The organism is Pseudomonas sp. LBUM920, from assembly GCF_003852315.1.
GTDB lineage: Bacteria > Pseudomonadota > Gammaproteobacteria > Pseudomonadales > Pseudomonadaceae > Aquipseudomonas.
The window spans coordinates 2615561-2639788 of sequence record NZ_CP027762.1 but is presented as its reverse complement, the minus strand read 5'-3'; the positions used below and the strand labels follow the sequence as shown (position 1 = coordinate 2639788).

Genomic DNA, 24228 nt, shown 5'->3' with positions numbered 1-24228 from the left:
AAATTCTGCGGCACAGGCAATCCCCTGAGGTGGCCGGGCTTATCGTGGCTAGCGCTCGTTGTGGCGAGCGGGCTTGCCCCGCGTTGGGCTGCGAAGCAGCCCTAATACAAACAACGCGGTTTTTCTGAAAGAACCGGGCGTGCGGTTTTGGGGCCGCTTAGCGACCCAATGCGGGGCAAGCCCGCTCGCCACAACAAGCCCGCTTGCCACAAGCCCGATCGCCACATGTCTGCTTGCCACAACAAAGCTGCTCGCGACAACAGTCGGTGCTCGTACGCTAGCTGTCTTCTTCTATGTCCAGCAACAGGTTTTCCAACGCCTCGCGGTATGCGCCGGGTTCTTGCCACAGGCCACGTTGCTGGGCTTCGAGCATGCGTTCGGTCATGTCGCGCAACGCGTCAGGGTTGTGCTGCTGCACGAAGGCTCGGGTGTCAGCGTCAAGCAGGTAAGCGTCGGCAAGCAAAGCGTATTGGTGATCATCGATCAGCGCCGTGGTGGCATCGAACGCGAACAGGTTGTCTACCGTCGCGGCCATTTCGAACGCACCTTTATAGCCATGGCGCTTCACGCCTTCGATCCACTTGGGGTTGGCCGCGCGGGCACGGATCACCCGGTTCAGCTCTTCCTTCAAGGTGCGGATCTTGGGCAAGTCCGGCTGGCTGTGGTCGCCATGGTAACTGGCGGCCTTGTCGCCGCTCAGGGTTTCCACGGCGGCGAGCATGCCGCCCTGGAATTGGTAGTAGTCATTGGAATCGAGCAGGTCGTGCTCGCGGTTGTCCTGGTTTTGCAAGACCGCCTGCACCTGGCTCAGGCGCTGGGCGAACTGTTCGCGGGCGGCGGTGCCTTCATCGGAACCACCGTAGGCGTAGCCGCCCCAGTTCAAGTAGACCTCGGCCAAATCCTCGCGGCTCTGCCACAGCCGTGCGTCAATCGCGCCTTGGACGCCTGCGCCATAAGCCCCCGGTTTGGCGCCGAAGATGCGCCAGCCGGCTTGTTTTGCAGCGGCGCTCTCATCCAGACCGGCGCTGAGCAGTGCCTCACGTTCGCTGCGCACCTTGGCCGCCAGCGGGTTCATGTCATCCGGTTCATCCAGCGCCGCCACCGCCTGCACCGCCGCGTCGAACAGGCGGATCAGGTTGGCGAAGGCATCACGGAAGAACCCGGACACGCGCAGCGTTACGTCAACGCGCGGACGGTCCAGGAGGCTGATCGGCAGGATTTCAAAGTCATCCACGCGCTGGCTGCCCGTGGCCCAGACCGGGCGCACGCCTATCAGCGCCATGGCCTGGGCGATATCGTCGCCGCCGGTGCGCATGGTCGCGGTGCCCCATACCGACAGGCCAAGCTGGCGCAGGTGATCGCCGTGGTCCTGCAGGTGCCGTTCAAGGATCAGGTTGGCGGACTGGAAGCCGATACGCCAGGCCGTGGTGGTGGGCAGGTTGCGCACATCCACGCTGAAGAAATTGCGCCCGGTGGGCAGCACGTCCAGGCGTCCACGGCTCGGCGCGCCGCTGGGGCCGGCCGGTACGAAGCGACCGCTCAAGGCATCCAGCAAGCCGCGCATTTCCGCCGGCCCGCAGGCGTCCAGGCGCGGCGCGACGACGATGCGCAGGCTCTCGATGACCGACTTGACGTCTTCCCAGCCGGGCTCTTCAAGCTGCTCGAGCGGCCCTTCCAGCGCCTGTTCGATCAAACGCGCGGCATACAGCTCCAGGCGCTCGCGGGTATCACCGGCGGTGCGCCACAGCTGTTGATCGATCTTTTGCAAGACCTCGGGTCGGCGCCCGGTCCAGGGCTCGGCCAGGGCGCAATCGAGCGGGTCAAAACCCAGCTCGAAGGCCTTGGCCAATACGCGCAGCAAACTCGATTGCGGGCCACGGCCATCGCCGCGCGGAATGCGCAGCAAGGCCAACAAGGTGTCGATGCGCAAGCGGCCGTCGGGCGACTCGCCAAAGATATGCAGACCGTCGCGGATCTGCGACTCCTTCAAGTCACACAGGTAGGTGTCCAGGCGCGGCAGCCAGATTGCGGCGTCGGCGTCGTTATCCAGCTCAAGTTCCTGGTCGATACGGGTTTCGCGTACCAGCTTGAGGATGTCTTTTTGCAGTTCGAGCGCGCGGCGCGGGTCGAGCAATTGCGCTTCGTAGTACTCGTCCGCCAACAGCTCAAGGTTGCGCAACGGGCCGTAGGTTTCGGCGCGGGTCAGCGGCGGCATCAGGTGGTCGATGATCACCGCCTGGGTGCGGCGCTTGGCCTGGGCGCCCTCGCCCGGGTCGTTGACGATAAAGGGATAGATGTTCGGCAGCGGCCCCAGCAGCGCATCGGGCCAGCAATTTTCCGACAGTCCCACGCCTTTGCCCGGCAGCCATTCGAGGTTGCCGTGCTTGCCGACGTGGATCACGCCGTGGGCGCCGTAGGTGTGGCGCAACCAGAAGTAAAACGCCAGGTAGCCGTGCGGCGGCACCAGGTCCGGGTCGTGGTACACCGCACTGTGGTCGACCTGATAACCGCGCGCGGGCTGGATGCCGACGAAGGTCTGGCCCAGGCGCAGGCCGACGATCATCATGCGCCCGTCGCGGCATATCGGGTCGTTGTGCGGCGTGCCCCAGCGCTCCATGACCGCTTGGCGATTGGCCTCGGGCAAGCGTTTGAACATTGCCTCGTAGTCGTCCAGGCCCAGGCTTTGATGGCACGGGCGCAGGTCGAGGCTGTCCAGGTCATTGGTGACGCCACCGAGCAGTTCATGGATCAGCGCGGTGCCGCTGTCGGGCAACTCACTCGGCACCGGGTAACCTTCGGCTTGCAGCGCGCGCAGGATATTCAGCGCTGCTGCCGGCGTGTCCAGCCCCACGCCATTGCCGATGCGGCCGTCACGGGTCGGGTAGTTGGCGAGGATCAGCGCAATACGTTTTTGTGCATTCGGCACCCGCGCCAGCTCGACCCAGCGCCGTGCCAGCTCGGCGACAAAATCCATGCGCTCGGGCGCGGCGCGGTAGCACACCACGTCGGACTGGCTGCGCTCGCTGCGCCAGGCCAGGTCCTTGAAGCTGATCGGCCGGCTGATGATGCGCCCGTCCAGCTCCGGCAGAGCGATGTGCATGGCCAGGTCGCGCGGGCCGAGGCCTTGTTCGCTGGCCTCCCAGCCGGGCTGGTTGTCCTGGGCGCAAATCGCCTGGATCACCGGGACATTGCGACGAAACGGGCGCAGGTGCGGCGCTTCGGGGCTGGATTGGGCAAAGCCGGTGGTATTCAGAATCACCGCCGCCTGCACTTCATCCAGCAAGTCTTCGACCACTTTCAGGCAGCCGGGCTCTTTCAGACTGGCCACCGCCATCGGCAACGGGTTGAGGCCTGCCGCCTGCAAGCGCTGGCAGAACACGTCGATAAAACCGGTATTGGCCGCCTGCAAATGCGAGCGGTAGAACAGCACCGCCGCCACCGGAACATCGGTCTGCCAGTCCGCCAGCCAATCATTGAGGCGAGCATTGGCTTTGTGCGGGTGATAAATCGCGGTGCGCGGCAGGGTTTGCGGCTCGGACCAGGCGTAGTCGCGGCCCAGGTAGCTGCTCGCCAGGCAGCGATAGAAATCCAGCGCATTGCCAAGGCCGCCCTGGCGCAGGAAGTGCCAGAGCCGATCGCGCGCTTGAGCATCTACGGTGCTCAAGCCGCTGAGTTCCGGGTCTGGGCGATCATCGCCCGGCACCAGAATCAGCTGCACGCCGCGCTCGGCCAGCTCCACCAGGCGTTCAATGCCGTAGCGCCAATAACCGATGCCGCCGTGCAGCGAAATCAGGATGACCTTGGCGTGGCGCAGCACCTCATCGACGTACAGGTCGACCGAGGCATGGTTTTGCACCTGCATCGGGTTGGCCAGGCGAACGCTGGGGTAGTCGTCGGGCAGCTGCTGAGCCGCTTCGGCCAGCAGCGCCAGGCTGGAGTCGCCGCTGCACAGGATCACCAGTTCAGCGGGGGTTTGGCCTAAGTCGGCGATATTGTCGTCCGAGACGAAACCACCGGGCTGGGTCCTGAGCAGGTGCATGGGTTAAACGCTGAGGGCGGCGCGCAGTTGCGCTTCAAGACCCGCCGCATCCAGTTCCTGGCCGATCAGCACCAGGCGCGTGATGCGTGCTTCGTCGGCGCCCCAGGCGCGGTCGAAATGTTTGTCGAAACGCGTGCCCACGCCTTGAATCAACAGGCGCATCGGCTTGTTCGGGATTGCCGCAAAACCTTTGACGCGCAGGATGCCGTGTTGCACCACCAGCTGGGTCAGGGCGTCGAGCAGCAGCGCTTCGTCGGCTTGCGGCAGGTCGATGGAGATGGAGTCGAAGGCATCGTGATCGTGGTCATGGTCGTCTTCACCGTCGTGGTGATGATCGTGATGGCTGTGGCGGCCGTCGATGTGTTCTTCGGAGCCGGCGCCCAAGCCAATCAGCACATCCAGTGGCAGGCGACCACTGCTGGCTTCGATGATTTTCACCGCGGGCGGCAGCTCTTCGGCGACTTCCAGGCGCACGCGGGCCAGGTCTTCAGGGCTGATCAGGTCGGACTTGTTGAGGATCACCAGGTCGGCGCTGGCCAGTTGGTCGGCGAACAGTTCGTGCAGTGGCGACTCGTGGTCCAGGTTCGGGTCGAGTTTGCGCTGGGCGTCGACCTGGTCCGGGAACGCGGCGAAGGTACCGGCGGCCACGGCTGGGCTGTCGACCACGGTGATCACGGCGTCAACCGTGCAGGCGCTGCGGATTTCCGGCCACTGGAAGGCCTGCACCAGCGGTTTTGGCAGGGCCAGGCCTGAGGTTTCGATGAGGATGTGGTCGAGGTCGCCGCGACGGGCGACCAGTTCGCGCATGACCGGGAAGAATTCTTCCTGCACGGTGCAGCACAGGCAGCCGTTGGCCAGTTCGTAGACGCGGCCGTTGGCTTCTTCTTCGGTGCAACCGATGGAGCACTGCTTGAGGATTTCACCGTCGATGCCCAACTCGCCGAACTCGTTGACGATCACGGCGATGCGACGGCCCTGGGCGTTGTCGAGCATGTGGCGCAGCAAGGTGGTTTTGCCCGAGCCGAGAAAGCCGGTAACGATGGTGACGGGGAGTTTGGCCAGTGTTTTCATCGGATGCCCTTTGGGGCGGGCATACGGGACGATAGGCCCTGCGGCGGCGCGCAGGAGCGGATTTCGTCACCGGATCACCCCGCCCGGTTGAAGTAGAAAATCGGTTACGAGGCAGGTCTCCTGGCTTGGGGCTTGCGGGTCTTGCGACCGGCGCTGGCTGCGCCTTCCCGCCATGGGTTAATGGCAGTGGCGTGGCAGGCAGTTGAACCCTTTACAGTTGCGGGGGCAGCCGCGGCTTGGACCGCGTTCCCTTCTTAGCTTCGGCGTGGGCCGAAGAACCTCGAGGGTGCAAGGCTACGCAGTGCGTGGGGGATGGTCAATGATGGGGTTGGGTTGGGTTGGGTTGGGTTGGGTTGGGTTGGGTTGGGTTGGGTTGGTTGGTTGGTTGGTTGGTTGGTTGGTGTACACATCCGTTGCTGCGGTCACGGCGGCTATAGGTTCCGCTCTTACAGCGGGTCACTTTGGAAAAGCCCCAAAGTAACCAAAGGGCTCTTGCCCCACCACTCGGCACCTCGCTTAGGCTCGGTGTGCCCGAACGAAGGCTTGAATCCGTGGGCCGCCGTGACGGGCCATCCATGGCCCAACACGGCTAACCCGGCGTCCTGCCGGGTTACCCACGGATTCAAACCTGCGTTCGGCCAGCGTGGTTTAACGGGGCGCCTAAGATCAAAGTCAAAAGCAGATCAAGATCAACAGCAGAGCACGGCGGCCTGGTAGCCGACCTGAGTGGTTAGATCAAAAGCGGACGCGAGGCGGCCTGACAGCCGGCCTGATCTTGGAGGCTGAACTCAATCAAATGTGGGAGCTGGCTTGCCTGCGATGGCATCAACCCGGTGTACCTGACACACCGAGGTGCCTGCATCGCAGGCAAGCCAGCTCCCACAGAAAAGCAAAAGCAATGCACTGCGGTGGTGGAGGCTGAACTCGGTCAACTTGTGGGAGCGGGCTTGCTCGCGAAGGCGGTGTGTCAGCTACACATGAGCTAACTGACCCACCGCCTTCGCGAGCAAGCCCGCTCCCACATTTGGATCGCAGTGCATCAGATACAGATGTGTTGCTGTGCTTTTGATCCGCTTTTGCTTCAACCACTCAGGTCGGCTTTCAGGCCGCCGTGCTCTGCTTTTGATCTGCTTTTGACTTTGATCTGACAGGCCCCGTCAACCACGCTGGCCGAACGCAGGCTTGAATCCGTGGGTAACCCGGCAGGACGCCGGGTTAGCCGTGTTGGGCCATGGATGGCCCGTCGCGGCGGCCCACGGATTCAAGCCGGAGTGAGGGCACACCGAGCCTAAGCGAGGTGCCGAGTGGTGGGGCAAAGACCTTTTGGTTACTTTTGGGGCGTTTGCCAAAAGTGACCCGCTGTAAGAGCGGAACCCTAAGTGGCCGTGACCGCAGCAACGGATATGTACACCAAACATCCCATTTGACTCCCCTCCCACCCCCATGCTCTCCTACACACCTTGTTTCGGGTGCCCTTCACAGGGTGAAACGGGAAACCGGTGACTTATGCCTGCGCATGAGAAGTCCGGTGCTGCCCCCGCAACGGTAAGCGAGCGAAGCGTCATAACCACTGTGCCTGTACGGCATGGGAAGGCGATGCTTTTTAGACCCAGCGTCCCTCGCAAGCCCGGAGACCGGCCCGAAAAATTTCAGATAACAAACCCGCGGTGGGCGGGCGCTGTTCAGAACCCTGCGTGCCCGGCTCGCAGGGTTTTCATGCGCTCGTTTCACCCCGAAACCCGAAGGGACGCGCCCATGTCGATCATCAGCAGCACCTCGCACTCCGCCAGTAGCACCGCCACCCTGAGCCAACGCCTGACCGCCGCCATCGGTGCGTCGATCCTCGGCGCGTGCCTGGTGTATTTCGCCGGTTTCTCGCATATCGAGGCGGTGCACAACGCTGCCCACGATACCCGCCACAGCGCCGCGTTCCCGTGCCACTGAGACCTGCCGACATGATCAAGCGCATAGCCCAAACCGCAGGCTTCACCGGCTTGCTCGCCGCCCTGCTGCTGACTCTGCTGCAAAGCTTCTGGGTCGCCCCGCTGATTCTGCAGGCGGAAACCTTTGAAAACGCACCGGCCGCTGCCGAAGTCGTGCCCCATGTGCACGCTGAAGGCGCCGCCGCTCACACCCACGACGCCGAAGCCTGGGAGCCGGAAAACGGCTGGCAGCGCGTGCTGTCCACCACTGGCGGTAACTTGGTGGTTGCGGTCGGTTTCGCATTGATGCTGGCCGGCCTTTACACCTTGCGCGCGCCAACCCGCACCGCTCAAGGGCTGCTGTGGGGCTTGGCCGGTTACGCGACGTTTGTACTGGCGCCCACCCTGGGCCTGCCACCGGAGTTGCCGGGCACCGCTGCCGCCGACCTGGCGCAGCGGCAGATCTGGTGGATCGGCACGGCGGCGTCCACGGCTGCGGGTATCGCGCTGCTGGTGTTTGGTCGCAATTGGCTGCTCAAAGGGCTGGGCGTGGCGATCCTGGCCGTGCCGCATGTGATCGGCGCGCCGCAACCTGAAGTGCATTCGATGCTGGCTCCAGAAGCGTTGGAAGCCCAGTTCAAGATCGCCTCGCAACTGACCAACGTCGCGTTCTGGCTGGCACTGGGTCTGATCAGCGCCTGGCTGTTTCGCCGCAACCGCGACGATCAATACTCGGCATGACGCTGGTGGTCGGGCTGGGTTGCCAGCGCGGGTGCGATGTTCACACCCTGCTCGGCCTGTTTGACGCCGCCCTGGCCGAGGGCGGTATCGAGCGCCAGCGCATCACCGCGCTGGCCAGTATCGACCGCAAACGGGATGAACCGGGGCTGCTTGCCCTGGCGCACATGTTGAACCTGCCGTTGCGGTGTTTCAGCGCAACGCAATTGGCGGTGTTTGAACCGCGCCTCAGTCACAGATCGGCAGTCGCGTTTGCCCATACCGGCTGTTACGGCATCGCCGAAAGTGCCGCCCTGGCCCTGGCTGAACAGCTCTCCCACCGCCCCGCCCACCTGCTGATCACGCGCAAAAAAGTCGCCCAGGCCACCTTTGCATTGGCCGGCGCTGACTAAAAACCCGATAATTGCCCTTCTCGATCATGAGCAATCTTCATGCTCGCCCGTTTTTCAACAGGAATTCCCATGACCGTCTACTTCATCGGCGCAGGCCCCGGCGACCCGGAATTGATTACCGTCAAAGGCCAACGGTTGATCCGCAGTTGCCCGGTGATCATCTATGCCGGCTCATTGGTGCCAGCGGCGGTGTTGGAAGGTCATCAGGCGGCACAGGTGGTCAACAGCGCCGAATTGCACCTGGAACAGATCATCGACCTGATCAAGGCTGCCCATGCCAAGGGCCAGGATGTGGCGCGCGTGCACTCCGGCGACCCCAGCCTGTACGGGGCGATTGGCGAGCAGATTCGCTGCTTGCGCGAGTTGGGCATACCGTTCCAGATCATTCCGGGCGTCACGGCGGTGGCGGCGTGTGCGGCGTTGCTGGAGACGGAGTTGACCCTGCCGGATATCGCCCAGAGTGTGATCCTGACGCGCTATGCGGATAAAACCAGCATGCCGGCCGGTGAAGACTTCGACAGCCTGGCGCGCCACGGCACGACCATGGCGATTCACTTGGGGGTTAATCATCTGTCCAAGATCGTCGCCGAGCTGCTGCCGCATTACGGCGCAGACTGCCCGATTGCCGTGGTGCACCGGGCGACGTGGCCAGATCAGGATTGGGTGGTGGGTACGCTGAGTGATATTGCCGAGAAAGTGGCGGCTAAAGGCTTTCGGCGTACGGCACTGATTGTGGTCGGGCGGGTGCTGGCGAATGACAGCTTCAGTGAATCCTCGCTGTACCGTGCAGGCCACGCGCACCTCTATCGGCCCTGAAGCAATGCGCTCAAACAATGTGGGCGCGGGCTTGCTCGCGAAGACGGTGGGTCAGTTGCAGATGTACTGACTGATACACCGCATTCGCGAGCAAGCCCGCTCCCACAGTTAATCTTATTTGGCAGGAATACCGCGCAAGACTCTGAATTTTAAGCATAAAAAAACGGCGCTCACGGGGCGCCGTTTTTTGTTCGCAGCGAACACCTTACTCAGTAGTAGGCGTTTTCTTTCTGCGTGTGGTCGGTGACGTCGCGTACGCCCTTGAGCTCGGGGATGCGCTCGAGCAAGGTGCGCTCGATGCCTTCACGCAAGGTCACGTCTGCCTGGCCGCAGCCCTGGCAACCGCCGCCGAACTTGAGTACGGCAATACCGTCTTCGACGACATCAATCAGGCTGACCTGACCGCCGTGGCTGGCCAGCCCCGGGTTGATCTCGGTTTGCAGGTAGTAGTTGATGCGCTCGTTGACCGGGCTGTCAGCGTTGACATTCGGCACCTTGGCGTTGGGCGCCTTGATGGTCAACTGGCCGCCCATGCGGTCGGTGGCGTAGTCGACCACGGCGTCATCGAGGAAGGCTTCGCTGAAGTTGTCGATGTACGCGGTGAAGCTTTTCAGCCCCAGGGCGGTGTCTTCAGGCTTCTCTTCTCCGGGCTTGCAGTAGGCAATGCAAGTCTCGGCGTATTGGGTGCCGGGCTGGGTGATAAAGACGCGGATGCCGATACCTGGGGTGTTCTGCTTGGACAGCAGGTCGGCCAGGTAATCGTGGGCGGCGTCGGTAATGGTTATGGCAGTCATGGAAACTCCTCACAGGCTTGCGGGCAGTTTACGCCAAATCATTACAGAGGTACAAAGTCCTAGTGTTTTTGTCGGGATAAATTCGACCGCTCGTCGCCATCAAACCAGCCTTTGAGCACGCGATAACTGCCCTGCTCCAGCCATCGGTAGCTGCCCATGGCGCTCAGGCCGATGATCACCACGCACACGGCCAGCACGGCATAAGGGTTCAGGGCGTAACGCTGGGCCAGATAACCGCCGGCCGAAAGCACCAGCACGTGCAGCAAATACACCGAATAGGAGCAGTCCCCGAGTACTTTAAACAGACGATAGTTGACGAAGAATCGCTCAAGCGCCACGCACGCCACCACCAACACCGCGCTGGGCAGGCCCCAGGTCAAGGCGCGGGGCGAGGCCGGCCAATGATAGATCGCCAGCAGCGCTGCGACGATTCCCAGCAGCGGCAGCCATAACCCCGGGCGAATCCAGCCCTTGCGGTAGAGCATGCCGATGCCGATGCCCATCAGAAATTCGACGACAATGTCCGAGCGATAGAACTCACTGATCCAGCCAAACGAGGTCCAGGCCTCGCAGACCGCAAACAACAATGCCGCCACCACCAGCAGTCGCCATTGCCGACGGAACAGCAAGGCCCAGGCAAACAGCAGGTAAAAAAGCATCTCGTAGTTCAGCGTCCAACCGACGTTAAGGGTCGGGTACACGCCATAACCGCCGGGGTTTTGCGAAGGAATAAACAACAGCGACATCAACACATGGGCGGCATCGACGCTCTGGTCCGGCAGCATTGGCCGGGCGACCACCACCAGTAATGCCATCAGCAGCGTGTAGAACCAGTAGGCCGGCACGATGCGCAGCAAACGGTACAACAGGAAACGCCAGGGCGGCAGGTCCTTGTCCTGGGTAGACAGGAAAATCACCAGGCCGCTGATGACAAAAAACACGTCCACGCCCGCGGCGCCCTTTTCGACAAATAACCTTCCCAAGGCCGTGTCCGCCTTGAAACCGAAGAAAATCTGCATGAAGTGGTGCCCTACCACCGTCCAGGCCGCCAGCGCGCGCAACGCCTGTACCGAGATCAACATTGTTTGCCGCCCTTCCCAACTCATCTAGATGAAGTTGGGACCATGGCGGACGGCCAAAGGTCGATCAAAGATTCTCGTAGCGGTTCATGTCCAGCACGCCTTCTTCCACCGGCGTGGTTTCGCGGATGTACCGCGACGCGTCATGGAAATACTGCCAGAACAGCGGATGGCTGCGGCGCACGCCCCAGCGATCGACGATCTTCTCGAAGCGCTTGGCGTCCCTGGCATTTTCCATTGCCGCCACAAACTCCGGCACTTCCTGCGCGGGGATATTGAAGATGAAATTCGGGTAGCTGCTGAGCACACCGGGGTAGATGGTCACAGTGTCCAGGCCCGGTTGATAGCGATAAGCCTCACCCAACAGGAACGCCACATTACTGTGCGCCCGGTTGCGCAGCATGCTGTAGAACTCGCGTTTGCCACTGGCCGTTTCGATCCGCAGCAGGCTCGCCTCGGGCAATTGATCAATCACCTTGAGCCCCGCCGCCGGCCTCGACGTCAGGCGACTGAGCGCCTGCTCGGCATCCCGCAACGCCGGCTCAATGCCGTCGCGCGAGCAATAGGCACTGGTGCAGCGGTTGATCGGATCCGGGCTGGCATTCAAATAGCCATAACGCGTCAGCAACTGCTTGGCAAAATCGCGCTTCGGGTCCTTTTCATCCAGGTGCAAGCCGCTCGGCTTGTCATCATCAATCGCTTCATAGTCCAGCCACAGTTTGAGCTTGCCGCTGTTCTGGTACCAATCGTCCATAAAATCATCGCGGGTATCCGCCGGCATCAGACGCAGGAAGTTCTGCTCGGCGCCATTGCGGATCAGGTCGAAGTACAGCCGGGTCTGGGCCTGGTGCGACACGTTGCCGAACACATCGAAGTTCACCGCCAACTGGTAATAAGTGCGTTCCAGCAACGGGTAATCGAACAACCACATCGTTTGCGGCACCTCGCCGATCAGGCCCTTGGTCACCGAGGCACTGTCAAAATGGCGGAAAATGCTCAACAAGGCATTGTCGTTACCCGTCCACAGGGTCGACCAACTCGGCGGCGGCAAGTCTGCGTAGCTGTCACGGCGCAAGGCCTCGTACTGGTTACGCTTGTCGCGATAGGCCAGCCACAGGCCGAGCACGCTGCCCACGTCGTCGTTCTGCCCCGGCATCGCCAGCAATGGCGTGGCCTGGCCGCGATAACGCGCATCGGTGATATACAGGTCGTGGTCCGGGTCCTGGAACAGGGCCCAGAAATTATCGCGAATCACGTCCGTGGCGATCTGCCCACGGCACACCGGCCCGCGAATAAAGGTGCGCACGAAGTATTCGGCGTTATCGAGCATGAACTGGTAACGCGCCTTGGCCGGAATTGCCTCAAAGGTCTCGAACGGGTTGGCCCGGCGCCCCGGACCATAGCCCGGCAAGGCGTTGACCTGCCAGTCACCGGCGTAGAACAGCGCCTTGATGCGCGCCATTTTCGCCGCGCTGAACGGGTAAGTGATGTGCGTTTTGTGCACGATCACGCCCTGCACCGGCCAGAGACGGTAATAAACATTGGTGCCTGGATCATCGTCGGGGCGACGGGTGGCGATCAGATCAATCGGCTGGCCGCTCGGCGTGCGTGAGCGCACCCACTGGAAGAAATGCCCCGGCTCGCCGTTCTCGAAGTAAATGTGCGCCAGGAACAAATGCTCATACAACCAGCGCGCCACCAGGCTTTCGCGGGCGCCGGGCTGGTTGAACAGGTTTTCCCACTGCTGCACCTGCAAGGCCTCCCTGGCGCTGGGCGCCAGGCCTTGGTCATCAATCGGTGCGCCGGAGGCCAGCCAGCGCTGCAGCGTCTGGTATTGCTGGTCGGTCAGGCCGGTGACGGCCAGCGGCATGCCTTCCTTGGGATGCGCGCCGGCGTAGGCATTGAACTCGCCGGGCATGGCGCACAGGTTCTGGCGGTTCAGGCCCAGCATGATCTCGTCGGGCAGTTTGGCATTGGGTTCAAGTGGCGCGTTATGACCCAGCTCCAGCATGCGCGCCATCAACGCGGCCTGGCTGCCCTGGGCGTCCAGCACCGAGTAAAAGCCCTTCTGCTGCCAGGCCTGCTTGCCGAAGGCGTCTGAGAACAAACGGGTGGTCGGTGCGGCCTGGCTGCGTTCGCCGTCGTAGACCGGCATTTTGGTCGCGCCGCGCGCCGCGCCCTCGGCACTGCCCAGGTTGAGCTGGCAGGCTGAGTCGTAACAGGCGTGGCAGGCCACGCACTTCTCGGTGAAGATCGGTTGGACGTCGCGGGTATAGGAGATCGCCGGGGCGGGACTGTTGACCGGTAAAGCCTGTGCCTGAGCGCAGCTGGCTATCAAGGCCAGAACGGCGCTGATGATGAGGCGAAGTGACATGTATCCGGTCCCGATTCAATGCGTGCGATATAAAAGTGCCAGCAGTCTACCGGGCCATGCCATCCGCCAACATGAACGATATTCATGCAAAACCTGGACATGCTCTAAATCGGCACAGGTTTGTTATGATTCACGCCCTCCGAAATGCCTGACCAGAGTAGTCCCATGTCCGATCGTAGCGCTCGTCTGCAAGCCCTTCACCAAGCCCTCAAGGAACGCATCCTGATCCTCGACGGCGGCATGGGCACGATGATCCAGAGCTACAAGCTTGAGGAAAACGACTACCGCGGCAAACGCTTTGCCGATTGGCCGAGTGACGTCAAGGGCAACAACGACCTGCTGGTGCTCACCCGCCCCGACGTGATCGGCGGCATCGAAAAGGCCTACCTGGATGCCGGTGCCGACATTCTGGAAACCAACACCTTCAACGCCACGCGTATTTCCATGGCCGATTACGGCATGGAAGAACTGGCCTACGAATTAAACGTAGAAGGCGCGCGACTGGCACGCAAGATCGCCGACGCCAAGACCCTGGAAAACCCGGCCAAGCCGCGTTTTGTCGCCGGCGTGCTTGGCCCGACCAGCCGTACCTGCTCGCTGTCGCCCGATGTGAACAACCCCGGCTACCGCAACGTGACCTTCGATGAGCTGGTGGAAAACTACACCGAAGCCACCAAGGGCCTGATCGAGGGCGGCGCCGACCTGATCCTGATCGAGACCATTTTCGACACCCTCAACGCCAAGGCCGCGATCTTCGCTGTACAGGGCGTGTTCGAGGAACTGAACGTCGAACTGCCGATCATGATTTCCGGCACCATCACCGACGCTTCCGGCCGTACCCTGTCGGGCCAGACCACCGAAGCGTTCTGGAACTCCGTCAGCCACGCCAAGCCACTGTCCGTGGGCCTCAACTGCGCACTGGGTGCGAGCGAGTTGCGTCCGTACCTGGAAGAGCTGTCGAACAAGGCCAATACCCACGTTTCGGCGCACCCGAACGCCGGCCTGCCCAACGAATTCGGCGAATATGACGAGTTGCCGTCGCAAACCGCCAAGGTCATCGAAGAGTTCGCCCAGAGCGGCTTCCTGAACATCGTCGGCGGCTGCTGCGGTACCACGCCAGGCCACATTGAAGCCATCGCCAAAGCTGTGGCCGGCTACGCGCCGCGCCCGATCCCGGACATTCCCAAGGCGTGCCGCTTGTCGGGCCTGGAACCGTTCACGATTGATCGCAGCTCGTTGTTCGTCAACGTCGGCGAGCGCACCAACATCACCGGTTCCGCCCGTTTCGCCCGGTTGATTCGTGAAGACAACTACACCGAAGCCCTGGAAGTCGCTCTGCAGCAGGTTGAAGCCGGCGCCCAGGTGATCGACATCAACATGGACGAGGGCATGCTCGATTCGAAGAAGGCCATGGTGACCTTCCTCAATCTGATTGCCGGCGAGCCGGACATCTCTCGCGTACCGATCATGATCGACTCCTCCAAGTGGGAAGTGATCGAAGCCGGCCTCAAATGCATCCAGGGCAAGGGCATCGTCAACTCCATCAGCATGAAGGAAGGCGTCGAGCAATTCATTCACCACGCCAAACTGTGCAAGCGTTATGGCGCCGCGGTGGTAGTGATGGCCTTCGACGAAGCCGGCCAGGCCGACACCGAAGCGCGCAAGAAAGAAATCTGCAAACGCTCCTACGACATCCTGGTCAATGACGTTGGCTTCCCGCCGGAAGACATCATCTTCGACCCGAACATCTTCGCGGTCGCCACCGGTATCGAGGAGCACAACAACTACGCCGTCGACTTCATCAACGCCTGCGCCTACATCCGCGACGAGCTGCCATATGCGCTGACCTCGGGTGGCGTGTCCAACGTGTCGTTCTCGTTCCGCGGCAACAACCCGGTGCGTGAGGCGATTCACTCGGTGTTTTTGCTGTATGCGATCCGCAACGGCCTGAGCATGGGTATCGTCAACGCCGGCCAACTGGAGATCTACGACCAGATCCCGGCTGAGCTGCGCGATGCGGTAGAAGACGTGGTGCTCAACCGCACGCCGGAAGGCACTGACGCCCTGCTGGCCATCGCCGACAAGTACAAGGGCGACGGCAGCGTCAAAGAGGCCGAGACCGAAGAATGGCGTGGCTGGGACGTCAACAAGCGCCTGGAACACGCGCTGGTCAAAGGCATCACCACGCACATTGTTGAAGACACCGAAGAATCGCGCCAGTCGTTCGCGCGCCCGATCGAAGTGATCGAAGGCCCGCTGATGTCCGGCATGAACATCGTCGGCGACCTGTTCGGCGCCGGCAAAATGTTCCTGCCTCAGGTGGTGAAATCGGCCCGAGTGATGAAGCAGGCCGTGGCCCACTTGATTCCGTTTATCGAGCTGGAAAAAGGCGACAAACCGGAAGCCAAGGGCAAGATCCTGATGGCCACCGTTAAAGGCGACGTGCACGACATCGGCAAGAACATTGTCGGCGTGGTGCTCGGTTGCAACGGCTATGACATTGTCGACCTGGGCGTGATGGTGCCGGCGGAGAAGATCCTGCAGGTGGCCAGGGAACAGAAGTGCGACATCATCGGCCTGTCCGGCCTGATCACGCCGTCGCTGGATGAGATGGTTCACGTGGCCCGCGAGATGCAGCGCCAGGACTTTCACCTGCCGTTGATGATCGGTGGCGCCACCACCTCCAAGGCCCACACGGCGGTCAAGATCGAGCCCAAGTACAGCAACGACGCGGTGATCTACGTCACCGACGCTTCGCGCGCAGTGGGCGTGGCCACGCAATTGCTGTCCAAGGAGCTGAAGGCCGGCTTCGTCGAGAAAACCCGCCTGGAATACATCGACGTGCGCGAGCGTACGTCTAACCGCAGCGCCCGCACAGAGCGCCTGAGCTACCCGGCGGCCATCGCCAAGAAGCCGCAGTTCGACTGGAGCACCTATACCCCTGTGAAGCCGACTTTTACCGGCGCCAAGGTGCTGGACAATATCGACCTCAAGGTGCTGGCCGAGTACATCGACTGGACGCCGTTCTTTATCTCCTGGGACCTGGCCGGCAAGTTTCCGCGCATCCTCGAAGACGAAGTGGTCGGTGAAGCGGCCACCGCGCTCTACGCCGACGCGCAGGAAATGCTCAAGAAGCTGATCGACGAAAAACTCATCAGCGCCCGCGCGGTATTCGGTTTCTGGCCGACCAACCAGGTGCAGGACGATGACCTGGAAGTCTACGGCGACGATGGCCAGCCGATTGCCAGGCTGCATCACCTGCGCCAGCAGATCATCAAGACCGACGGCAAGCCGAACTTCTCCCTGGCCGACTTCGTGGCGCCAAAAGACAGCGGCGTGACCGACTACATCGGTGGTTTCATCACCACCGCCGGCATCGGCGCAGAAGAAGTCGCCAAGGCCTATCAGGACGCGGGCGACGACTACAACTCAATCATGGTCAAGGCCCTGGCCGACCGCCTGGCCGAAGCCTGCGCCGAGTGGTTGCACCAGCAAGTGCGTAAAGAGCACTGGGGTTACGCCAAGGACGAGCAACTGGACAACGAAGCGCTGATCAAGGAGCAATACAGCGGCATCCGCCCTGCTCCCGGCTACCCGGCGTGCCCTGATCACACCGAGAAGGCCCAGCTGTTCCAATTGCTGGACCCCGAGGCGCGCGAAATGCACGCCGGGCGCAGCGGCGTGTTCCTCACCGAGCACTACGCGATGTTCCCGGCGGCGGCGGTCAGTGGCTGGTACTTCGCCCATCCACAGGCGCAGTACTTTGCCGTGGGTAAGGTCGACAAGGACCAGGTCGCAAGCTACACCGCGCGCAAAGGCCAGGACCTGGCCGTGACTGAGCGTTGGCTGGCGCCGAACCTGGGTTACGACAACTGATCGGCTACTGGCTCAGCGCGGCGATCTCCCGCGCTGACAGCACATTTATCAAGGCCTGGCGCTGCACCTTGTTGGCCTTCTGCAACGCCTCCATCTGCTGGAGGTACGCCGAATTCATGTCGGGGTAGCGATCCTCCAGCGCCGAGGCGCTGTCCGCCAGCGTCTGCTGCACCCGGGCGAACGCGTCCGGGTATTGTTGCTGCAGATAATCGACCCAGTACGTGCGCGCCGTCAGTTGCTCGATGAACAGCGATGTCTGTTCGCGGGCCATGATCGTCGTATAGGCCGCCTCCAGGTCGACTGGCCGTACTCCGGAAAGACCTTCGTAGAGCATGCTTGCAGGTTGCCTGGGCAAAGCCAGGCGCCGGGCCAGGCCGATACGATAGGCCAGGCGTATTTCGGCCGGGTCGGTGCCCGGGTTTTCGCGGATCCGCACGCTCGCTACTTCCTCCAACTGGTCCAGCCGGAATAAGCCTCTGGACAGGTTCAACAGGGCGCGCCCCTTGTCGGTGGGGTCGATGGCACGCAGGGCATTGAACTCATAGACTTCGACTTCCAGCGCGTTGAACAACAGCATGCGCCCATCCCCACAGGTCACCGCAAGCCTGGAAGCACGCGCGATGCCCATCAGCCGCTCGCACAAGGCTGCATCGCCATAGGCCGCCTCCAGCACTTGCCAAACCCGCCCGGCCAGGTCGGCGCGGTCGAGTTCGAAGTCTCGGGTATTACGCAGTTGCGCCAGTATGTTGGAGAAATCACCGCTGTCGTCACGGGCGATCACCGTGTCCCATATCCTGTGTTTTTCCGAGTCGAGGGCCACGCCGGTAAACCAGCGTGCCTTTTGCACATCTGCAGGCTCAAGCTCTGGGTGAACGTCAGGATGTTCGTCATCGGACTCGGCCCCATACCCCGCCAGTTGATCGTCAATTTCCTCGGCACTGAAACCCAGCCCACGGCCGGTTTCGCGTTGATACTCGCGCAGGCGGATGAACGCTTCCTCAAGCAGCAGGTTGTCGGACAGGTCGGTACCGGCCATCAAGGCAGCATGTTGTGGCTCAAATGCCTCGGCAGGGATGACGGCTATCGGGTAGTTGCTCCTGAGATCCAGACGGGTCAGCGCGGGAGCTTCCAATGCGCCGGTGGGCCATTCAGACAGCCGGTTGCGACTCAGATCCAGGCTTTGCAGGCGGTCGAGACCGGTGAGGTCGAAGGTACTCAGGGCGTTGCGCCCCAAGTCCAACACTTGCAGGCGCGGCAAGTCACGCAGTTGGCGCTGCAACGGCACGTTGGCCGCCAGCGCGTTGTCGTTAATGCCCAGCTCTGTCAGGTCTGCCATCTGCGTTACGGCCTCGGGCAGCGTGCCCATGCGGTTGCCGTTGAGCATCAGGCGGTTCACGCGCGCAAAGGCGCGTAAAAAATCGTTCGAGGCGGCCGTAAGGCGTACACCGCTCAGGTCCAGCGCCCGCACATGGTTGAATGTAACCGGCAGCGCCGGCAGGTCACCGAGGATCAGGCCGCTCAAGTCCAGCGCAGCGTCACTGGCGGGCACCTCGATGCCCCGCACGTCGCTCAGCGTCTCTCGCCAGCAGGCCAGCAGCCGATCAGCGGCGCGCCGGCGGTCGGTCGCGCTCACCCACTCGTTACGGTTGCGCACGGCTGGCCTGTCAATCCAGCCGTTCAACCGCTCGATCATCTGGGTGTGCTGCGCCTGCCATTGGCGCAGCGCCGTTTCGATCTGCGTGGCACTGACGTCCTGCGCCAGCCATGTGTCGATTCGCTTGCCGGCCTGGGTGGCATCCAGCTGTGGATCCAGGCGCTGCAAGCGCTCGGCCGAGGTCAGCGACGCCTCGGTGGCTTTTGGCGCCAATGTCAGTGGCACTATCAGGTCCGGTTGCTGCGACACCTCGACCGGGAAGAACAGGGGATCGCCGCCGGTCATGCCGGCCGCCAGTACGTTTCGATCAATCCCGAACGGCCTGACAAACATGCTCGCCATGGGTTTTCCGGCGCTGGTGCGGCGGGCAAAAGCCTGCGCCACGGCCAGTGCCGCCGGGCTCAAGCGGCAACCACGCAAGGTGGTACCGGCCAGCAGCGCATCGTGCCCCGCCAGCGCTGCCTCGGGAATGCCGGTGACCGCACTGTGGCTGAGGTCGAGAAACCCCAGGCGCGGCAGGTTCAGCACACCCTCGGGCCAGTCGAGGATCGCGGTCTGCCCCAGGTTCAGCGACACCAGTTCCGTCAGCGACGTGACGCTCAGCCGGCCGACGCGGTTCATCGACAAGTCCAGCCGTCGCATTGCCTGGAGGCGGTTGAGCCGCGTCTGGATAGGCGTGGTGATCGTCAGTTCGTTGCCACAAAGATTCAGGTCGCTCAGGTGCTCCAGCGTCTCAAGGGCCTGAGGCAGCTCGGTCAGGCGGTTGTGACTCAGGTCCAGTTCGCGCAGCTGCACAAACCGGCCCACGAATGCATTCACCTGCGCCGCCGTGAGCTTTGCGCCGGCCAGGATCAAACGCCGGATCTGCGGGAATACCGTATCGCCCAGCGCCGGTAAATCGCCCGGCGCACCGTATTCGCGCAAGTCCAACGTTTCTCTCATCGGCTCGCCATGGCCTCGCGACGGACCCGCCAGCGGCTCGCGGGCCGCGTACCGGGCAGCCAAAGCGTCACGCCAGCACACGCGCAGCCTGTCCGCCAGCGTCTGGCGATGATGGGAGGGCATCTGCTCGCCCTCGACGCGCACGCCATCGCGGCTCTGCCATTCAACCAGTGGCGCATCCCAGGCGCGATACTCCGCGTGCAGCGCCTCGACTTTATCCAGCAACGCACGGCCGGCCAGGCCGTCCTCGCTGAACGCGGCGAGTGCATTGGCGGCGAAGGCCGGTACGTGCGGCACCAGCGCCTCAAGGCGCCGCTCACAGTGCTGCGCGACGATGTAGGGCTCGTCCACCAGGTGCGCCGGATTGCCCTGCACGTAGTCAAACGCCTTGCGGAACGCCTGCGGTTCCAGCGCCTTCCAGTTCAACCTCAAGCGGCGCCACAAACGCTCATGCCCCGTGAACAGTTCATCGGGCAGTGAGGCGATCTGCACACCGGTCAGGTCCGCCGATTCAAGCGCCTCAAGCGCCAGCAGCCCTGCCGGCCATTCACGCAGGTTGCCGGCCAGCCGTAGCGTGCGCAAACGTGGCAGCGCACGGTAATCCAGGACCGGAAGGCTGCCGGTCAAGTGCAACTGCTCCAGCTGGTTCATGCCTTGAAGGGCCTGGGTCAATGCCGGTGAATACTCACCGAAAAACGTCGGCAGTTCGAGCTTGAGCTCAGTGATGCGGGTGAGGCCCGGCAGCGCGTCGGCAAATGCAGCCATGTTGGCTGAGTCAATGAAAACATCGAGGGCTTCAAGCGCGCCAAACTGTTCGAAAAGCGCACCTGCGGCAAGCTGTGAACTGCTGATTCGCAGCTTGCGCACATGGGAAAAATCGGCAGCCCAGGTCGGCAACGGCTCGGTGCCCAACAGATTGAGCTCGAACAACGGGGCTTGCCCGCGGTACAAACCGTTTCTCCAGCCGTCAATGAGCCGCTCGGCGATATCGCGTCGGGTTGGCCAGTTGGCTCCGCGAGGATACGCAGGCACGTCGCCCTCGACCCAGGTGTCCAGCGCTGCGCGCAAGCCCTCGAACTCCCTGCGCCGGTTCTCCAACAGGTGAAACACCTGCTGGTCGGAGTCACCGGCAAGCAGTCGACTCCTGACGAACTGCAACGCCTGCTGATCATCCAGATTGGGATAAATGTCCCGCACCCTGGCAACCAACGGCTCGTCGGCGAACCCCACCGCATCACCACTGGCCGCGTAACCCAGTTGACCGGTCGGGCTTCGGACCCGGCGACCGGCGCCGGGTGTGAGCGGCTCGCGCTTGAGGATGCGCGACATGGCCTCGCGGTGGCTGCACGCGTAGTCCGCCACGTGTTTGCGCAACGCCTCAGCCGGCTCGCCCTGTAAGGACGCGCGTAGCGTCTCGGGCAGCGCGTGCAGCAGCGACTCAAACAGATTGCGACCATACCGGGGAAGGCTATTGAGTGCCCTGCCCTCGGCATCCAGCAGGCGAAAACTCTCCCCCGCCTTGATCAGGTAATAACGCGTTGCGGCCTGCTCAGTGCCGATGCTGTCCACCAGCGGCCCGTTGATGCCGAGGGACCGTTCTTCTATGCGTATAGCCGGCGACCAACCGGGCAGTTGCTCGAGGCTGTGCAGCGCCACACGGTCACTGGCCGCAGAGGCCAGGTTGTCGCGGTACACGCCTGCCAAGGCGCGGCTCACACTGCCCCGATGCAGGTGCTCGCGAATGACTTTGGCCAGGCGCAGGGACACCCGGCCGCTGCTGCGCAGTTGGCTCAACTCGGCAGCGCCGGCACTGGCCAGCACCCGCTGCGCGGCTTCTGGCGACAGCGACGTAAAACTGCGCTGCAGCGCGCGAATATCCGCCTCTGGCGGCGCTCGTCGGCTCAGGAGGCTGTCGAACAGGGCCTTCTTGCGAGCCTGCGCCTGATCGGCCAGACGCTCTCTGAACACCTGCACCGGATCGGCGCCGGCCGGCATGCTTTCGCGGCCGAGCAAACGGCTGATTTGCGCCTCATTGAGGGCTGCCAGCACGTGCACCGGCAATTGCCCGGCATCGACTTGCGCCTGGGTCATCTTGATCGTGGGCCTTGCGCTGCCCGGCGACTCTGCGCCGAACCGCTGGGAAGCGCCCCAGGGTTCGGGGCCGCTGAACACCTCCACCACCTCCTCGACCGGCCAGCCCGGCATGTCCACGGCCAGCGGCACCATGAACTGGCAGAGGCCCTCCAGGCAGGCGCCTTCGCGGATTTGTTTAATTACCTCGTCCGCCTGACGGTCTGCCTCGAATAACCGCGCCACCTCCAACAACTCTGGCGGCGGCGCCTGTTGATCCATGTGCAGCTTGCGCAATTGATCATCACTGATCCCGCAGACGTCGGCGATCTGTTCCAGTTGTGCGTCGGAAAATGGCTCCATGTGCAGTCCGCAGCGGCGCAGCAACGTGCTGCGACGCCATGCCAACGGCCGCTCCAGCGTGTGCCGCCAGGCACCGTGCCCGTTGTGTTGCACAACCGGCTGATAGGCGTCGATTTCAGTCGGGTGCTTGATCCGCCATTGCTTGCGCACCGGGTCGAAAGTCTTTTCGTAAACATTGCCCTCCAGCGCAATGTAGGTTTTGCCTGCTACCGGGTATTGCCCCAATGCGTTGGGTTCAAGCCCCTTGAGCGAGACACTGGTTTTGTAGGCCGCAAGGTCTGGATGCCACAAGCGCAGTTTGCCGAACGGCGTGACCACCCGGCTCATGCCGTTGACAAAGCGCGACGGCATAATCGGCGGCGCCCTGCCCGCCACGGCACCCAGCGCGGCCATGAACGCGACGTTCTGCATCACCGAGGCCAGATGCGCCCAGGCCTCTTCCCTATCGCCAGCGTTCCACGCTTGCACGCCTTGATAAACCTCATAGCCGAGCTGTACGGCGGTCACGGCCATCATCACTTCGCCCAGCCCCGGCACCAAAAACGCCGCGACATTGACCAGGTTCAGGCCCCATTCGGCCCAGTGCTTGAGGCGATTGACCCAGGCGTCATGATCGACTTGCGCGGTGGGTACCGCCAGCAACTTCGCGTTGGACCTGAGGCGCGCAAGGTGGCATTCGTACAGGTGACCGAATACCTCGGCGCTGATGAACGTCTCCTCGGGCTGCAGCTTGACGCTGTCGTTCCAGACTTCCTCGTACATCCCGTGGGCATAGGCCGCAGGGTTGTAATGGGGCCCTGGTGGCACCGGGTTCGGGTTCCAGCGCATCGTTTTCAGTTGGCTTTTAAGCCGCCGAAGGAACGTCTGCGCTTCATCCTGGGACAAGAAGCCGGTAAAAAACCGCTGGTAACCCACCGAGCGCAAGTTGAGCGCCAACTGCGTGGTGAACGCCTTGAGCGATGCGTATTCCCTGACTGGGTTGCGCGGATCACCGGGGATCCACACGATGACTCGACTGTCGCCAGCCCGGAGTTTGAGCAACTCGGCCGCCGGCAGGATAACGTCGATGAGCGTCGCCATGCCCGGCAACGGCATGCGTGTGCTGGCGCCGATGATCAGCACCTCGCTCACCTGCGCCCCCAACAGGCTCAACTGGCTGTAAGCCACCGGCTTGCCATTCAGGGTCGGTGCGGGATGGGCATCGAGTATCGCCAGCAACGTGGCGTAGGCCGTGGCGCTGAGGGTGTTGCGCAGGCGAGCGATGTGGGCGTGCACCCGCAGCGTGTCCTTGTTTGCCTCGATCATCTGCCGACGCACCTGCGCCGCAGTGGCTGGCGTCTCAAACACGCGGCTCAGGTGTTGCTGGTATTGCTGACCCAGGTCCAGCTCGCGGCACAGGTTGGCGAAATCCGCAGGCTTGATCGACAGCTTGTCGCGCAGGCGGTAACGCCATTTCGCAAACGGATAACGGTTGCTTTCATCGTACGCCAGGATGTCCAGCGACCCCGCCGGCGCCAGCGCACTGGTTTCCTGCAGCGCGGTTTCATCAAACCGCTCACCGTCTTCGAAGTTGCGCAGCGCGGCTTGCAACAGCGAATGCTGTTCGAGCCGGTTGGGCGCGCGCAGGTGGAACAGCGCGGTGGTGTTGACGTCGGGTGTTTGGGCGAATGTCTTGTGCAATGCCTCGGCCAGCAACGGCTCGGCAAATTCAGTGAGGCCTTTGAAGTCTTTCAGCGTTTCGGCCAGGGCCTGGCTGGAGGCCTGGCGCCGGCGGCCGCTGTCTTCCAGGGCTTGGCGCACTGCTGGGCTGGCGGCGGCAATCGCCTCGGGATAGCCGCGTTTGAAGCGCTGCACCGGGTCGCGCGCGCGGTTGAGGGCCTCGATATCCGCCGCCGTCAGGTGTTTGATCCACCCGGGCAGACGGGCCTTGATGAACGGAGCGTGAAGTGAAGGGGTGGGCATGTTTGACGATTCCTGATGCGTCTTGAAGAAGCATCAGAAAATCACGCTGGCGGCCCCCAGAAGCGGTGCACTTTTATGGCCTGCTGCGGGGAATTGACTATGCTTGCTCAGGATCGACCGGATCCGCATGACGAGG

11 protein-coding genes and 2 riboswitches are annotated in these 24228 nt (G+C 62.7%); of the genes, 5 read left to right on the top strand and 6 right to left on the bottom strand.

Annotated features, from left to right (window positions below):
- Positions 1 to 277 precede the first annotated feature (277 nt).
- Entirely contained in the window at positions 278 to 4039 is a 3762-nt protein-coding gene (cobN, locus tag C4J83_RS12340) for a cobaltochelatase subunit CobN (protein ID WP_124417154.1), read from the bottom strand.
- A 3-nt stretch (positions 4040 to 4042) separates the two neighbouring features.
- Positions 4043 to 5110, bottom strand: a complete 1068-nt coding sequence (gene cobW, locus C4J83_RS12335) for a cobalamin biosynthesis protein CobW (RefSeq protein WP_106580323.1) — start codon at positions 5108 to 5110, stop codon at positions 4043 to 4045.
- A 93-nt stretch (positions 5111 to 5203) separates the two neighbouring features.
- A riboswitch (cobalamin riboswitch) is annotated at positions 5204 to 5408 on the bottom strand.
- 1152 nt (positions 5409 to 6560) lie between these two features.
- Positions 6561 to 6767: riboswitch (cobalamin riboswitch) on the top strand.
- Between the two features lie 98 nt (positions 6768 to 6865).
- Between cobW and C4J83_RS12320 the strand changes: the two genes are divergently transcribed.
- The 4 genes from C4J83_RS12320 (at position 6866) to cobM (ending at position 8978) form a co-directional block, all read left to right on the top strand.
- Positions 6866 to 7054 (top strand): CbtB domain-containing protein, encoded by a 189-nt coding sequence (locus C4J83_RS12320; RefSeq protein WP_032875937.1) that lies wholly within the window; start codon positions 6866 to 6868, stop codon positions 7052 to 7054.
- Between the two features lie 11 nt (positions 7055 to 7065).
- Positions 7066 to 7773, top strand: a complete 708-nt coding sequence (locus C4J83_RS12315; RefSeq protein ID WP_124417153.1) for a CbtA family protein — start codon at positions 7066 to 7068, stop codon at positions 7771 to 7773.
- Positions 7770 to 8162 carry a cobalamin biosynthesis protein gene (locus tag C4J83_RS12310; RefSeq protein ID WP_119741622.1) on the top strand — a complete coding sequence of 131 codons (393 nt, stop codon included), beginning with the start codon at positions 7770 to 7772 and terminating at the stop codon, positions 8160 to 8162. The genes C4J83_RS12315 and C4J83_RS12310 overlap by 4 nt, the downstream gene beginning before the upstream one ends.
- 69 nt (positions 8163 to 8231) lie before the next feature.
- Positions 8232 to 8978 (top strand): precorrin-4 C(11)-methyltransferase, encoded by a 747-nt coding sequence (gene cobM / locus C4J83_RS12305; RefSeq protein WP_124417152.1) that lies wholly within the window; start codon positions 8232 to 8234, stop codon positions 8976 to 8978.
- A 209-nt stretch (positions 8979 to 9187) separates the two neighbouring features.
- On the opposite strand, the gene nfuA is transcribed toward cobM, so the two are convergent.
- From nfuA to C4J83_RS12290, 3 genes are all read right to left on the bottom strand, one after another.
- Positions 9188 to 9772, bottom strand: a complete 585-nt coding sequence (gene nfuA / locus C4J83_RS12300; RefSeq protein ID WP_017136914.1) for a Fe-S biogenesis protein NfuA — start codon at positions 9770 to 9772, stop codon at positions 9188 to 9190.
- Between the two features lie 59 nt (positions 9773 to 9831).
- Positions 9832 to 10854 (bottom strand): acyltransferase family protein, encoded by a 1023-nt coding sequence (locus C4J83_RS12295; RefSeq protein WP_106578732.1) that lies wholly within the window; start codon positions 10852 to 10854, stop codon positions 9832 to 9834.
- Positions 10855 to 10918: 64 nt separating this feature from the next.
- Complete coding sequence (locus C4J83_RS12290; protein ID WP_124417151.1) at positions 10919 to 13225, bottom strand: fatty acid cis/trans isomerase; 2307 nt, start codon at positions 13223 to 13225, stop codon at positions 10919 to 10921.
- Positions 13226 to 13390: 165 nt separating this feature from the next.
- Here C4J83_RS12290 and metH point away from each other — a divergent pair, with 165 nt between their 5' ends.
- Complete coding sequence (metH, locus tag C4J83_RS12280) at positions 13391 to 17101, top strand: methionine synthase (protein ID WP_119741615.1); 3711 nt, start codon at positions 13391 to 13393, stop codon at positions 17099 to 17101.
- Positions 17102 to 17105: 4 nt separating this feature from the next.
- Here the strand turns inward: metH and C4J83_RS12275 are convergent, their stop codons facing one another.
- Positions 17106 to 24092, bottom strand: coding sequence for an NEL-type E3 ubiquitin ligase domain-containing protein (locus tag C4J83_RS12275; RefSeq protein ID WP_124417150.1), 6987 nt, complete (start codon positions 24090 to 24092; stop codon positions 17106 to 17108).
- Between the last annotated feature and the right edge of the window lie 136 nt (positions 24093 to 24228).